The sequence below is a fragment of the Neobacillus sp. GCM10027624 genome, from assembly GCF_042675345.1.
Lineage (GTDB): Bacteria > Bacillota > Bacilli > Bacillales > Cytobacillaceae > Neobacillus > Neobacillus cucumis_D.
The window spans coordinates 248,100-263,407 of sequence record NZ_JBHTHD010000002.1 but is presented as its reverse complement, the minus strand read 5'-3'; the positions used below and the strand labels follow the sequence as shown (position 1 = coordinate 263,407).

At 38.7% G+C, this 15,308-nt stretch carries 13 protein-coding genes; 11 read left to right on the top strand and 2 right to left on the bottom strand.

Annotated features, from left to right (window positions below):
- Positions 1–99: 99 nt before the first annotated feature.
- The 10 genes from ACFQZ9_RS01300 to ACFQZ9_RS01255 all read left to right on the top strand — a co-directional run bounded on the left by ACFQZ9_RS01300 (position 100) and on the right by ACFQZ9_RS01255 (position 9,844).
- Positions 100–771 (top strand): DUF975 family protein, encoded by a 672-nt coding sequence (locus tag ACFQZ9_RS01300; protein WP_498941965.1) that lies wholly within the window; start codon positions 100–102, stop codon positions 769–771.
- Positions 772–937: 166 nt separating this feature from the next.
- Positions 938–1,939: a macro domain-containing protein gene (locus ACFQZ9_RS01295; RefSeq protein ID WP_498941964.1), complete on the top strand. Its 1,002-nt coding sequence runs from the start codon at positions 938–940 to the stop codon at positions 1,937–1,939.
- A gap of 77 nt (positions 1,940–2,016) precedes the next feature.
- On the top strand, positions 2,017–2,667 hold the full coding sequence (locus tag ACFQZ9_RS01290) for a vWA domain-containing protein (protein WP_498941963.1): 651 nt from the start codon (positions 2,017–2,019) through the stop codon (positions 2,665–2,667).
- A gap of 184 nt (positions 2,668–2,851) precedes the next feature.
- Entirely contained in the window at positions 2,852–4,198 is a 1,347-nt protein-coding gene (locus ACFQZ9_RS01285; protein ID WP_498941962.1) for a cation:proton antiporter, read from the top strand.
- A gap of 140 nt (positions 4,199–4,338) precedes the next feature.
- A complete protein-coding gene (locus tag ACFQZ9_RS01280; RefSeq protein WP_498941961.1) occupies positions 4,339–5,076 on the top strand; it encodes a DUF2161 domain-containing phosphodiesterase in 738 nt (245 codons plus the stop codon).
- Between the two features lie 252 nt (positions 5,077–5,328).
- Positions 5,329–6,831 (top strand): spore germination protein, encoded by a 1,503-nt coding sequence (locus ACFQZ9_RS01275; RefSeq protein WP_498941960.1) that lies wholly within the window; start codon positions 5,329–5,331, stop codon positions 6,829–6,831.
- Positions 6,824–8,062, top strand: coding sequence for a Ger(x)C family spore germination protein (locus ACFQZ9_RS01270; RefSeq protein ID WP_498941959.1), 1,239 nt, complete (start codon positions 6,824–6,826; stop codon positions 8,060–8,062). Before ACFQZ9_RS01275 ends, ACFQZ9_RS01270 begins: the two co-directional genes overlap by 8 nt.
- A 236-nt stretch (positions 8,063–8,298) precedes the next feature.
- A complete protein-coding gene (locus ACFQZ9_RS01265) occupies positions 8,299–9,405 on the top strand; it encodes a GerAB/ArcD/ProY family transporter (protein ID WP_498941958.1) in 1,107 nt (368 codons plus the stop codon).
- An 86-nt stretch (positions 9,406–9,491) separates the two neighbouring features.
- Complete coding sequence (locus ACFQZ9_RS01260) at positions 9,492–9,671, top strand: hypothetical protein (protein WP_198312267.1); 180 nt, start codon at positions 9,492–9,494, stop codon at positions 9,669–9,671.
- A 23-nt stretch (positions 9,672–9,694) separates the two neighbouring features.
- Entirely contained in the window at positions 9,695–9,844 is a 150-nt protein-coding gene (locus ACFQZ9_RS01255; RefSeq protein WP_155925458.1) for a hypothetical protein, read from the top strand.
- Positions 9,845–10,304: 460 nt separating this feature from the next.
- Here the strand turns inward: ACFQZ9_RS01255 and ACFQZ9_RS01250 are convergent, their stop codons facing one another.
- Positions 10,305–10,853, bottom strand: a complete 549-nt coding sequence (locus ACFQZ9_RS01250; RefSeq protein WP_498941957.1) for a hypothetical protein — start codon at positions 10,851–10,853, stop codon at positions 10,305–10,307.
- A 64-nt stretch (positions 10,854–10,917) separates the two neighbouring features.
- On the opposite strand from ACFQZ9_RS01250, the gene ACFQZ9_RS01245 reads away from it, so the two are divergent.
- Positions 10,918–11,196 carry a hypothetical protein gene (locus ACFQZ9_RS01245; RefSeq protein WP_498941956.1) on the top strand — a complete coding sequence of 93 codons (279 nt, stop codon included), beginning with the start codon at positions 10,918–10,920 and terminating at the stop codon, positions 11,194–11,196.
- A gap of 117 nt (positions 11,197–11,313) precedes the next feature.
- Here ACFQZ9_RS01245 and ACFQZ9_RS01240 read toward each other — a convergent pair whose 3' ends face one another.
- Positions 11,314–15,021, bottom strand: a complete 3,708-nt coding sequence (locus tag ACFQZ9_RS01240) for a polysaccharide deacetylase family protein (RefSeq protein WP_498941955.1) — start codon at positions 15,019–15,021, stop codon at positions 11,314–11,316.
- Between the last annotated feature and the right edge of the window lie 287 nt (positions 15,022–15,308).

Sequence of the window (15,308 nt, the reverse complement as noted above, 5' to 3'; positions counted from 1 at the left end):
TATTAGTTTAGAATAATGATAGGCAATGAGAAGTAAAAAAACTCACCGTTTATTGCTTATGATTATTTGCAAATTATGAGAGAAAAGGAGTACAGAAAATTGAATTTAAGCATCTCAGAAATCAAAAGACAGGCAAAATTATCTTTAAAAGGGAAATGGGGATTAGGTGTTTTATTAACGTTCATTCTATTCCTTCTCAACTTTTTATTACCTACATTAATTGAAATGATGATGAGCGGCGGACCTGCTGAATGGATTAAGCGAGAGGATACATCGCCAGGAGGAAGTTTTGTAAGTACCCTCATATCGATTGCGCTCATTCCTTTTACGGTTGGTGTATATTGGTTTTATTTGTCAGTAGTAAGACAAAACAATCCGGAAATTTCTTATGCTTTTTCGATCTATAAGGATGGAAAAACATCCTTTAAAATGATTGGCGTATCTATTTTACAAGGGCTATTTGTTTTTTTGTGGTCCTTATTACTGTTTATTCCCGGTATCATTAAAAGTATTGCTTACTCTCAAACCTATTACCTATTGCGGGACCACCCAGAATATTCCATGCTTGAGGCAATAACAGAGAGCAGAAGAAGAATGAACGGGTACAAGTGGAAATATTTCTTGTTGGGGCTAAGTTTTATTGGCTGGGGTATTCTTTGTTTGTTCACATTGGGAATTGGGTTCTTGTGGTTGGTTCCTTATGTCTCGACAGCAATGGCTGCGTTTTATAATGAAATAATTGATATTCAGGACAAAGAATTAGAATATTAAGCATCCATCATACCCTAACATCTAAGAGTGGCTGAAAAGTCATTCTTTTTTTCATACAAAAATATCGATGGAATCAGGAAGTTTGAGGTTTTCTATTTTAGAATTCCTTTCATTCTCTAAGATTGTTAGAATAGAAAAAAGACCTTAATTGGAAAGGGAATAAACCATGCCATTAGAGATTGTTCGCCATGATATAACGAAGATGAAGGTTGACGCGATTGTGAATGCTGCCAATACAGCGCTGAAAATGGGCGGAGGTGTATGCGGCGCTTTATTTCGTGCGGCAGGTGAGAGGGAGTTACAAGAGGCTTGTAACAAAATCGGGGAGTGCAAGGTAGGAGAAGCCGTAATTACTGAGGGATTCCAACTAGATGCAAAATATATTATTCACACACCAGGTCCAATTTGGCAGGGTGGCACGCAACAAGAAGCAGCTCTGTTAAAGGCATCCTACAATCATTCCTTGGAGCTGGCCAAAAAATTTCAATGTGAATCGATCGCCTTTCCGTTAATTTCAACGGGTATCTATGGCTATCCAAAAGAGGAAGCCTTAGAAATTGCAGTTTCCACGATCAGTTCATTTTTATTGCATCATGATTTACTCGTGTATCTCGTTGTTTTTGACAAAAATTCTTTTGGTTTAAGCAAGAAGGTATTTTCATCGATTCATCAATATATTGATGAGCACTATGTAGAGAAAGTCGAAGAAACGTTCCAACGCAACAGAGAAGAACCATACATATTCGAACAGCATCAAGAGATTGAAATTTTTCAGCAGGACGTCTATAAAGAAACAGAGGAATCATTAATAAAGCTATTGGATCAACTCGATGAATCTTTTTCCGAACAGCTGCTTCGATTAATCGATGAAAAAAGAATGACTGATGTTGAGACCTATAAACGGGCAAATCTAGACCGGCGGTTATTCTCCAAAATCCGGAATGCAGTTGATTATACTCCTAAAAAGAAAACAGCGGTTGCGTTAGCTGTTGCATTGCAACTGAATTTTGAGGAAACGATTGATCTGTTGTCTGCAGCTGGATATACCTTGTCACGCAGCAGTAAATTTGATGTCATTATTGAATACTTTATTCATCAAGCGAATTTCAATATCCATGAAATCAATGAAGCTTTATTTGCCTTTGACCAACCATTACTCGGTGCTTAAAATGTCGCTTATAAAGCGACCATTTTTGATTGGATTATTGTTATCCTTTGTTTATCAAAGAACGGAGGATGATCAGGATGAAAAAAGACTTAACCGAGTTAGTGTTTATTTTAGATAAAAGCGGGTCAATGGCGGGGCTTGAGGCAGATACGATTGGCGGCTATAATGCGATGCTGAAGAAACAACAAAAGGCGGAAAGGGAAGCCGTTGTTACGACTGTATTATTTGATCATGATATTGAACTATTACATGACAGGATTTATGTGAAAGGCATTTCTCCGATTACGGATGAAGATTATGAAGTGGGGGGTACGACCGCACTATTAGATGCCATCGGTTTTACGATTCAAAAAATCGTCAAGGTAGAGAAGAAAACAATGGAAGAGGAACGGGCTGAAAAGGTACTGTTTGTGATTACCACGGATGGCAAGGAAAATGCTAGCAGGGAGTTCTCTAGGGAGAAAATCAAAAAAATGGTGCAGCATCAAAAAGAGAAATATGGCTGGGAATTCCTCTTCCTTGGAGCCAATATTGATGCCATCTCGACTGCTGCTCAATTTGGAATTCAGGAAGACTTTGCAGTTGATTATCATGCTGATAAGATTGGAACGGAAGTAAATTTTGAAGCAGTGAATGAAGCTGTGAGCAACCTTCGAAGTGGCAAAAAGCTTGATCGAAGCTGGAAAAAAGGAATTGAAAGGGACTTTAACGGGCGTACAAAAAGATAATTGGAAAGGAAGACCCTTTTGACTTTTTCTAAATATCATTTGTAAATATCCCAACGAGGTCCTATTTCTAATACAATAAATCGACATGTCCAAAATAGTTTGGAATGTCTAAACACTTGCCCTCCACAAACTTGTACGATACAGCATAGGTTATGTTGTGTACTAAATTTAAGGAGGGTTTAGATTGTTTGATTTTAGTTCTATAGAACTTAGTCACTTTTTGTTGGCCACAGCCATCCTGTTAGCAATGGCCCATTTACTTGGTTTTATTGCTGAGCGATTAATGATTCCCCGCGTGATAGGTGAAGTGGCAGCGGGAATTATCTTGGGTCCTACATTGCTTGGCTACTTTTATCCCCATGCTTTTTCTTGGCTGTTTGCCGGGTTTCCACAGGAAGATCGCATGTTTGGGCTTATGTACCAAATTGGTCTGACACTACTTATGTTCTGTTCGGGGTTAAAATTCCACACTAAATTTAAAAAAGGTGATGGGAAAATTACATCTGTTATTATTCTTGCATCGACCATTCTACCATTTGCACTTGGTTGGTTAGCATCTTATTTAATTGATTTTGGTCAGTTTTTAGGTCCAGCCAATAGTGTGTTTGCCATCAAGATTGTCGTGGCCATTTCGATTGCTGTAACATCCATACCTGTGATCTCCAAAATTTTCAATGACCTGGGTATCATGCACTCAAGATTTGCGAAGCTTGTGATCGCCATTGCGGGTGTTCATGATACATTGCTTTGGGTGGCGCTAGGAATTGCTACCGCGGTTGCGGGGCATGGGGGACCTGTTACAGCTGGAGCTGTTTTAAAAAGTGTGGGGATAACTGTAGGGTTTATTCTTGTTACTATATTTGTACTCCGCTTTTTGTTTAAAAACTTAACGATTCGAAACGGGAATTTTTTATTTAGAGCCTCTCATGTAGGATATTTTTTATTTATCATGTTTGTTGTCTCTTCCGTTGCAGGGTATTTGAATATCGATACGATTTTCGGTGCTCTTTTAGCTGGAATCGGCGCAAAGATGGCTTTACCACCCACATTATTCAAACGATTAGAGCAGTCCGTCTTGCATATTTCATTTTCATGGTTTATCCCCGTTTACTTTGCTGTGGTAGGACTTAAATTAGATTTAGCGAAACATTTTGATCTAGTATTCTTTATACAATATTTATTATTTGCGACGCTTGCACAATCGATCATTGTATTCCTTGCTTGTAAGCTGATACGTCAGGATCGGATCACAAGTATGAACTTTGCCATGGCCATGAATGCACGCGGAGGTCCAGGAATTGTTCTTTCCACTGTTGCCTTTTCGGCAGGGATTATTAATCAAGATTTCTTTGCCATTCTCGTAATGCTAGCGCTCATTACCTCATGGCTTGCAGGATCTTGGCTACGCTTCGTCTTAAATAAAGGGTGGAGGTTAATGCCAGGGGATGAGGATATCGTTCCTGAAAAAATTAATAACGATAGTGACATTATTCATCTGCAACAACAAATTAAACGTGAAAAATTGGAGTAATCATTGTCTGTAAAAAAATACAAAAGAAGGTAGAAAAATCTATGAGGAGGGGTTCTATCTTCTTTTCCATAACCGATTTTGGTTTCTTATTTTTCGATGTTAGAATGATAGGTATAGAAAATAGAAATGGTGACTACATAATGAATGAAGGTAAGAAATTACAAGAGAAAGATTTATATAAACCCATTCAAAGATATTTTTCCCGAGAAGGTTATGATGTCTACGGTGAGGTTAAAGACTGTGATATGGTTGCCGTGAAAGGGGAGGAGCTGGCGATTATTGAATTAAAACTCACGTTAAGTGTTGATTTACTCATCCAAGCAGCAAAACGCCAGCGTATAACGGATCAGGTTTACATCGCAATCCCTAAACCTAAATATCGATTAAACTCTAGGCGTTGGGCTGATAAATGCCATTTTATCAGAAGACTGGAATTGGGCCTTATTGTGGTCTCTCCTTCAGGAAAAGGCTTAAAAGCAGAGTTGATCTTTCACCCATCACCCTTTCATTCAAAAAAGAGCCGGGGTAAAAGCAAGGGGAAGCGGGCGGCAATTTTGAAAGAAATAAGCGGACGAAGTGCGGACTTTAATATCGGCGGAAGCAATCGAACCAAAATTATGACCGCCTATAAAGAAAATTGTATTCAAATTGCCTGTTACCTGCGTGAGTCTGGTCCCTTATCTCCAAAGGCACTCCTTCAAATGGGGTCTGGAGATAAAACATCCTCCATTTTAACAAAAAACTATTATGGCTGGTTTGATCGTATAAAAAGGGGCACCTATTGCCTTAGTGATCAGGGAGCAAAGGAAATAATGGAGTACCCTGAATTACTAGATTACTATTTAAAAAACATGATGAAGGACGAAGAGAGTACCTGAATTAATAACCGCAGATACCCATTATACTATTGAAAAAAGTCTTGGCTTTAAACTAGCCAAGACTTTTTTTAATAGTATGACTTTTCATGTTGTGTCATTATTATTTCTTATCGAATGGATATTATTCCAACTTCCAAAAACTAATTGGAAATAATTGTATTGAAAAGGGTTTTTTCGAAGAAATCTATTAATTACCAATGAAAGTATAATATTTCTCTTTAAAGAAAAACCTATCCATCGGAGGTGTATTTGATGGTCTCATATGAAGATAATGTAACGGATGTTGAAGAATTATTTGCTAAATGTGATGATTTCGTTTCTCGAAGAATTGAAATAGCAGGTAAAAAAGCGAGCCTATTTTATTTAAAAGATATGATCAATGATCAAAAACTTAATAAAATCGATCAGAGAATTTCCATTTTTTTAAGAAATCAAAGAGAAAAAAATACTGCTGAACCATTATTGCCTTCTATGAATCAACTCTTCCCATTCACCAATATTAAAGAATCAACTGGACTTCAAGGTGCTGCGAACGAAGTTTTAGTTGGGAATATGGTCTTAATGGTTGAAGAGGAAAGCCAATTTTTCACCTTTCAAACGGCAGACTCAGTTGGAAGGGAAGTTTCAGAGCCCACTACTGAACCTGCAGTTAACGGTCCGAAGGAAGGATTTGTTGAAGAGATCCAAACAAATCTTTTGTTAGTACGAAAACGTTTGCTTACCACCAATCTAAAAGTAGAGAATCTTACAATTGGAAAGCAAACACAAACAAAATTAAGCATTGTCTATATAGATGGGATAGCTAGCAAAGACATTGTAAACGAGGTAAAGGAACGTCTATCCCGAATAAAAATTGATGGAATTCTTGAAAGTCAATATATCGAATCCATGATTAAAGACTCGCCAAAATCTCCATTTCCTACAATATATAGTACTGAGCGCCCAGATCGGGTTTGTGGGGGTTTGTTAGATGGAAAGGTAGCCATTTTTATTGATGGAACACCATTTGTTCTAACAGTACCCGTCGTGTTTGTTGAATTCCTCCATGCAGGAGATGATTATTACGATAGTTCATTAGTTGCCACAATCGTGAGATGGGTCCGTTTCCTAGGTCTTTTTGTTACGTTAATTCTACCCGCATTTTATGTTGGCTTGACTACTTTTCATCAAGATTTACTGCAAACGCCATTCTTAATTCGAATTGCTTCCAGTCGTGAATCCTTACCATATCCTGCATTGGTTGAAGCGATCTTTTTGTATATTACGTACGAACTGATTCGGGAGGCAGGAATGAGGATGCCTAAAACTCTTGGTGGTGGTGTTGTTACCATTCTGGGCTTAGTTTTAGTAGGACAGGCAGGTGTTCAAGCAGGAATCGTCGGACCCGTATTAGCGATTGTTATGATTGTAACTTCCTTAACTTCGTTTATTCTCCCGAATTACCGGTTTCATCAAGTGATTCGATTCGCAGGGTTCCCGATCTTACTTTTGGCAGGCTTGTTTGGATTTATGGGTATTATCGTGGCTTTGATGTTTGGCTTAACCCATTTGGTTAGTTTACGATCCTTTGGGGTACCATACTTTTCTCCTGTATCACCTTCAAGAAAGGAAGGATGGAAAGATGTGTTTATCAGGGCTCCATGGTGGGCAATGGATACACGCCCACCAGGACTAGACATAGAAAATATAGCCCGTGCTGGGGCTGAAAACTATTCAAAGCTTCCAAACAAGGAAAAGGGGACAAAAGATGACTAAAAAAAAGAGTCTTTTATCAGTTTTTTTACCTATCCTTTTGCTTCTTTCGCTTACAGGTTGCTGGAGTGCGCAAGAAATTAATAATTTGGCCATCATCAATATCATTGGTGTTGATGAAGATAACTCAGGTGATGTGGTCTTAACCGTTTCTGTTATAAGGCCCAATATGCTTTTTGCGCAGGGCTCTGATTTGCAAGGACCGAAGAAGGAAAGTTTTGTTATCCATTCGGCGTCTGGTAAAAACCTATTCGATGCAATGGGGAAGTTGTCGAAATCTATTCCGGAAAAAATTTTTCTTGGTCATGCCAATGTGGTGGTATTTGGAAAAAAAGCCGCCGAGAATCAAATGGAAACAGCAGTAGATTTTTTTAAACGACAAAATGATTTCCGTCCTAGTATTGAATTGTTTGTAACAAAAGGAAATGCTAGCGATTTGATTAAACAGACTCCAGTCTTAAATCCAACACTTGCAACCGAATTACACGATTTAGCACTAAGAAATCGTTTTTCTGCAACGAATATGGTAAAAGATATTAGCCAATTTACCAATGCCCTTACAAGTGATACGGTCGATCCCTTCACTGGGGTAATTAGTTTGTCATCTATGGAACATGGGAATAATAATAAGGATTCTTCTTCGAAGAAAGCAGAAAAAAATACAAATGAACCTAAAGTACTTACTCTTAATGAAACTGCTGTATTTAAAGGTGCCAGCCTAAAAGGCTTTCTTAATGACGATGAAACGAAAGGACTTCTGTGGTTACTAGGTGACCTTAACCATGAAAATTTGATTTTAGATTGTGGAAGTACAAATAAAGAAGGAACCGTGGGCCTAAATGTAACAAATTCATCCTCCACAATGGTCCCAACCTTTTCAAATGGACAACCCCAAATGACAGTTACAATTCAAACACAGGCTGATTTGGTTGAGGCAACCTGTAAAAATTTTACCATTGATACAGCACAAATGGATAAATTAAACAAACAATTTGAGGCTAAAATTAAAGATGAGGTTTTGAGTGTCTTATACATTGCACAACAAAATTGGGAAACCGATATCTTTGGGTTTGGTAAAGCAATCTACCGTAAATACCCGGAAAAATGGGATCAATTAGCCCAAGGCTGGAGAAGCGGCGGCTTGAGGAATATGGATGTTGATATCAATGTTTCAGCAACGATAGATCGCTATGGACTATTGAAAACTCCAAGCAAAGCTAATGAATCGAGGTAGTACAATGAAAATCCTATTAAGTCTATTACTTATCCTTTTAATTTTGGCTACTTCAGGGCTTCATATTTACTTTGTTTGGAAAAGAAAAGATTATAAGACTTTAGTTATACAATTAGGAATCATTGGTCTTACAATCATTTTCGGAATTTTTACGATTTATACCGATGATATATATTCAATTTCTAAACTTTTGAATATGATGAATCCCTTTGGAGTATGAAACGGAGGTATCCTACATGATTGAGAGAGGCCGAATCAGTAATATCCAAGCAGCGATGCTTGGGATTACTTCTTTAACCATTATCGGACATTTAATATTACTCACGATTATTCTCCAGCAAAGTCGACAAGATGGCTGGATTGCTGCCATTTTCGGAACCATTCTAGGGCTGATGGGAATTATAGCGATCGTTAAGTTATCCCAGACCTTTCCAGGGCTTACACTGATTGAAATTTTATACAGCCAATTTTCATGGGTTGGAAAAATAGTATGTGTTCTCTATCTTTTTTATTTCTTTATAATGGCTATTCTTGGCGTAAGGCTGTTTGCGGAATCCTATAAGCTTATTATGAGCGACACACCCATGTGGGCTTTTGTTGCAATTATTCTCATGCTTACAGGATTCATTGTATATTCAGGATTAGAGTCACTTGGGCGGCTCAATCAAATCATGCTCCTTGTTTTAGTAATTTTTGCTATTGGGGTCGTTTTTTTAACTATGGGAGAAAAAAAGGACTATAGTAATTTATTACCGATACTTGGAAATGGGTTTCCTCGAGTTGCCATTGGATCCTTATCGGTGATGGGATGGTTTGGGGAATTTGTTGTTTTAGGAATGGTTCTTCCGTATGTACAAAATCCCAAAAAACTTGTTAAAACAGGAATCTGGACAGCGGCGATCACACTACTTTTCTTCCTAGGACCCATTACAGGACCCATTGCCTTGTTCGGTCCTGTAGAGGCAGCAAAAATGTCATTTCCAACCTTTTCAGAAGTCCGTTATATCAGTGCGGGTGAAGTAATCAATCGTTTTGATGCGATTGCAATCCTTTTTTGGACAGTAGGCTTAATGATCCGGGTCTCCATATTTTATTACGGCCTAAGTCTTGGAATAGGACAGATATTTAAATTACGTTCCTACCAGCCTCTAGTAATCCCCTTAGCTTGGATGATTGGTGTTGGATCTTTCATTTTTGTTGAAAACTTTAGTGAGTTAAACGAGTTTCTTTTACATACGTATGTTCCACTAAATATTTTAATGGGATCATTGATCCCTTTACTTTTATTTATTGTATCCATTGTCATCATTTCCGTTCAGAAGAAAAAGAGAGAACACGACTAATTGTTTAATACAAAATTACATTTTAAGCTGGCATTCTCATAAAGAGAGAGATTAAAGAAGAAAATAGAAACTGGAGGTGAAATATAGTGCCGGAGAATCAACCAAAAGTAACCATACCTTTTTCACCAGAGATTATTGCGGTAATGAAAGATGATCCCGTTTTTCCTCAGCTGGGCCATCAAAGCTATCCGGAAATATCAAAACGATCCAGTGAAGAAGGGAACAAAATTCCAGAAGAGCAGGGTTCACCCAATTATCCTGAATGATCGAAGCTAGAAAGGGGTAAAAAATGGCCAATAATGATAAAGTTCCGGATCTTATCCAACAACCATTAATGTCAACTGGTACCACGGAGCCTGGGTTTGACAGGAATACAAATAAGTCTAAACAGGAGACTAAACCTAAAATTGGTGAGACAATTGTTGGAGATAAGGAATAGATTTTGATATATCAGGTGACCTACTAAGTAAAGCGACGCAGCCAAAAACTTTTGGCTGTTTTTTTCGTGTGTGGATTTTACTGCACTTTTTGGACAAAAAAAGGCGTCTTTCATTCGCCCCTTTTTCAGTTAATCACTGTAAAATTTCCCCTTCCATGAATAGTCTATAGGAGGCTAAAAACTTACTGCATTTTATTTTACCGAGAGGTGTGATGGAGATGGGGAAAAGTTCAAATAACAACAAGAAACAAAATAGCAACAGCAATAACAAAAACAAAAGCAATAGTTCAAAAAACAATAACCAAAAGAATAATAAGAAAAAATAGATGCATTTTAAAAAAAGAAGAGACGTACCTCTTCTTTTTTTGTACAACTGAAATCACAAATTAGACTGGGGGATAAATGAAATGAAACGTCTTATTAATGGGGGATTCTATGACAAAAAAACAGGTATATTTTTTTACTCTAAATCATCTATAGGTATTACATCGGTTATGTGGAGTGGATCCTGAGAAAAAAGACAATACAAGTCTGTAACTCCGTTTTGTTGCTCCGAATTTCGTAGGACAAAACCTTCGAATCCTATTTTCATAAGGCTGTTTCGGAATTCAGAATTGGCCTCTTCTTTATTTAAGAGAATTGCTTGACCCTCCCAGGCTTTTTTGGCACCTAAATAATCACAGTATTTGTCACGTTCTTTCATAAATAAATCATAAGAATCCTCTGAATTCGATTTATATTCCTTAAGATTTGGTTCGTCCACATAGACTTTATAGATAAAACCACGGACCGGCCTTTCAAACTGCACTACTTTCGGTTCTCCATCCTCCCAAAATTCCATATCGGATTTTTGAATGACAGTCTCCGTACCCATTGCGTAGGGTTTTGCCGATTGGAGATCTGATGTAAACCAATATCCAATCGTATCGATGCCATTATTTACATTTTGAACAGGTGTTTCATTATTAAAGTGATCAAATTTTCTTATCGAGCCAAGATAACCAATCATATACATGACCTCCATTTTTAGAATACCCTAATTTGGGTGTTTATTGATACAATCCAGAAGGTAGATGAAGGACAAAATTATAAGGATGATGTTGGAAAACGTCCTTCATAAGGGTGATGAAGGACGAAATCGTAAAAAGAAGCGAGAAAACGTCCTTCATAAAGGTGATGAAGGACGAAATCGTGAGAAGAAGCGAGAAAACGTCCTTCATAAAGGCGATGAAAGACAAAATAGTGAGAAGAAGCGAGAAAACGTCCTTCATAAAGGTGATGAAGGACGAAATCATGAGAAGAAGCGAGAAAACGTCCTTCATAAAAGAGATGAAGGACGTTATCGTGAATGAAAGCTGGAAAATATCCTTCATAAAGGTGTTGGATTATTTCGAGGCAGGGAACCTTTCCCACTTTTTCCTTTGAAAAAAGGCCCTCCCCAAACAGGAAGGACCTTCATAGAAATTGCATTACATATTCTGTTCAACCTTCGCCATTGCAGCTTCCTGTGTGACATTCCCATTTCGCTTTAGTTTATTCCATCCAACTGTAACGCCTTTAATTGCAGAGAAGATGGATTTGATTACGACATACGTCATCAGCTGTTTATACAAGATGCGTTGCAGAAACAAGGAAGCCAGTGGTTTTGGACTTTCTTTTTCCAAACTGAATGCATAAAGAGCAGTAGCGAAATCAAGTACATAAAACAGAATAAATCCAATCGAGGCTCTGCCTGGGTGTTCACCAAAAAGGGCGAGAATGAACAAGAAATCCGCAATCGGCGAGATCGTTTGATATAGATATTGGAATATCCACATGTTTGGCAGGCCGATATATCCTAATGATGGGTGCTTTATATTAAATAAAGCCCCTCGATGTTTCCATAGGCATTGCAGGGTCCCATAAACCCATCGGTAACGCTGCTTTGCCAGGCTTTTAAGATCCTCCGGAACCTCTGTATAGGCGTAGGCCTTTTCTTCAAATTCAATCTTTTTCCCTTGTCGTAAAAGGGTCAGCGTGATATCGGTATCCTCTGCAAGTGTATCTTCTTGAAAGTATCCCGCTTCTTCCACCGCTGTTTTTCTCCATGCCCCGATTGCACCTGGTACAACCGTAATGCAGTTGAGCGTGGCAAAAGCTCTTCTTTCCAGGTTAAAACCTGTCACATATTCGATATGCTGCCAGTTTGTAAGGAGGTTCCCCTTGTTACCAACCTTGACATTACCTGAAACAGCCGCAACCTTTTCGTTTTTAAAATGGTTCACAAGCAGGGTGATGGCGTTCTCGGCAATGAGTGTATCCGCATCAAGCGCCACTACAATTTCTCCTTTTGCTTCTTTAAAACCAAGATTCACGGCTGTGGATTTTCCGCCATTGCTTTTTTTAATTAACCGAACCCGAGGATGGTTTGCATACATTTTTTGAACTACACCAGCCGTATCATCCTTTGATCCATCGTCAATGACCAGCACCTCAAATGCAGGATAGTCACTTGATAAAATTGAATCAATCGTTTTGCAAATGACTTTTTCTTCATTATAGGCAGCAATCACGACACTCGTAAAAGGGGTAAAGCTAGGATCTATCTCCGTTTTTTTATACCGTTTTACCTGCCTGCTGGAAAGGAAAACAAAGAGCAGCAGACGTAAAACTCCTAACACAATTGCGGAATAGAACAGAACGTTTAGCCCTGAACGCCAGCCTTGTACGAGCATAAAAATCGCCCGATCATAGACAAAATAAGGTCGGTCTGCATCGGCAGGAGGCATGATCTGTTGATTATTTTTTCCAATAAGATCAGAAATGGTAGTAAAGGTATAACCCTGTTGTTTAAGTTCTTTTATCAAGATCGGCAGTGCCTCTACTGTATGAGAGCGGTCACCACCGGCATCGTGCATCAAGATAATATTGCCTTCCGGCAGTTGATCCAAGACCCGCTTTACAATTTCTTGACTCGATGGCCTTTGCCAATCCTCCGAGTCAATGGCTTCACCGACCATGGTATAACCCATTTCTTGTGCACGCCATATCGGCAGCAGTTCGTCTCTTGTGCTCGGTTCCGCATCGGCGACATACGGCGGGCGGAAAAGATTCATCGAATGACCGGTAATTTCTTGAAAGAGACGTTGATTTGCATTAAGCTCTATTTTTGTTTGTGTTGATGTCGTGGAGGCAACATTCGGATGCGTAAAGGTATGGCTGCCGATTTCATGGCCTTCATTATACATCCTTTTCACCAGTTCCGGGTGTTGCAAGGCATTTTGACCAACGATAAAGAAGGCCGCCTTTATATGATTCTTATTCAGAATGTCCAATATTTCGGGTGTATATTTTGGATCCGGTCCATCATCAAAGGTAAGGACTACTTTCTTCCGTTCTACATTGCCATATCGAACCACTTCAAAAGGCATTGGTAATTTTGTATAGGATTCACTTTGAATCCAACCCTGTGAATCAGTTTGAATTGTTCTTTTTCCATTTTGTGCTGGAGCAGCAATTTTCAAAATCTCTCCATCACCTGTATAGTTAACAGGCTCAGGACTGACTAGGGTTTCTAGTGTCTTGGATGGATTAGCCATTTCCTTTGGTTTATTGATGTATTTCCAGATTGACGGGTCTTCAGAACCAAGGCGCCAAACAGCAATTCCTTTTGCACCGCTATTCATGGCGGTTTTCATTTGATTATAAAAGGTTGCACCATCTAAAAACCAAACAATATGGTTTTTGCCGTCTATTTTGTAACGGAAATAGGGGTTGCCTGCTTGTTTATTCCAATTGATTTGCAGGTTCGTTCCCATTCCGAGATTCATAATATCCCCGTATGTCACGGTTTCTGCGGGCCATTTAGCATTTTCTTCCCAGTCGTACCCAAAGCTTCCGAGACTCACAATTAATTTTTCAGAAGGGATTGGGAGCTGGTTTAAACTCTCTTTTACCCAATCCGTTGGGGCAACAGGACCAGGTTTACTCGTGGAGTTGTGCTGGTCATAGAGCATAACAATCATACGGTCAACCTTAGATGCTAATGAAGCATAGTCAAAACTATTGTTCATTGGCGGAATATCCATTGTGACCATGAGATCATGCTCGTGAAAAGCTTTCGAAGCTTTATCCATAAAAACAGTTAAATTCGCTTTGTCCCTTTGCTGGACGCCTTCAAAATCTATATTGATCCCGTCAAAGTGATTGGTTTTTACATATGCTAACAAATTGTTTATCAAACGGTCTTCAGCGCCGGGTGTCGTAAATAAACGATGGAGAGTTTCACCATCCCATTTATTGTTGATGTAATTATTCACTAAAGGGAGAACCTTTATTTGGTGTTTTTTTGCCTCGGCCTTTATAGACGAGTCTGTGCTTGTCTTTAAGGTGAGGTCAGAATTGAGCTGAAGCCACTCTGGAATGAGTGTTGTCATGGAACGGATGTGTTTATTAAAAGATGCTTTGCTGTTTTCATCCCAGTTGACGTAAAAACCATATATTTCTTGTTTGCTTGTCTGTTGAATCCCTTGATTATTTTTTTGAATAAGCGGGGAAGGATTCGTTTTCTGAAACTGTGCGGCTAACTGCTCCTCACTTAAGGGTTGATTAATAGGATCAATCCCGCTCGTTGCCGCCGATTTACTCAATTGCAGTTCTGGAAACATTGGATTTGTATACAGGCTATCTATAAAAATCATAGTTACTAAAAGGATAAATACACTAAAGCCTGTCGTCATTCGAATGATAATCGACCAGCGCCTTTTAGCAGGATCAAGAAAAACATGTTCTTGGTCGCGTTCATTTTTCTTCAGTCCTAAATTGTAGAACCAATGGAAGAAAAAGAAGCAGGAAAGACCGATTAACCCACCAAAAATCCCAGTTGTAATGGATTGGGTAAGCTGTATTTTTGTTTTTAGGGTGGAGGATAGCCAGTCATTCATATATCCTTCCATGGCCTCTAAATTTAGGAACGGTAAGTGACGAACCATCGGAATAAAAATGGTGATCAACGTTCCAAAGAATAAAGCAATAATATTAAGACGGAAAATGAGGGAAAAGGCAAGCATTAATGGAATTCTAGCACTATATAAAGGTATAAAACCCAAGAAAAATCCAAGTGTACTCGCCACCGCCCCGCCACTTCCCGTAACAGGCGCAAACAACGATCGAACCATCCACCTAAAAATTCGATTCATAAGATTCCTCCTTTGGTGTTGGGTGACAGGCACCGTTCGTGGACTTTTTGATGAAATTGTCTGTCTCCAGTGGACAGTGTTTTTTCGACAAAAACTGACTACCAACAGAAGGTTAGGATGTCGGTGTGGAATTATGGGGGTAGGGTAGAAGGTTTTCATTTTTTGATGGTTTAGGACTATATTTTTGGGTTTAATTACCTTGAAGAATAGAGATAAAATAAGTAAATATGACTATATCGAATACCCCCAGAAACTCTTTGAATTGGTCGAATTTTGTAAGGCGATTG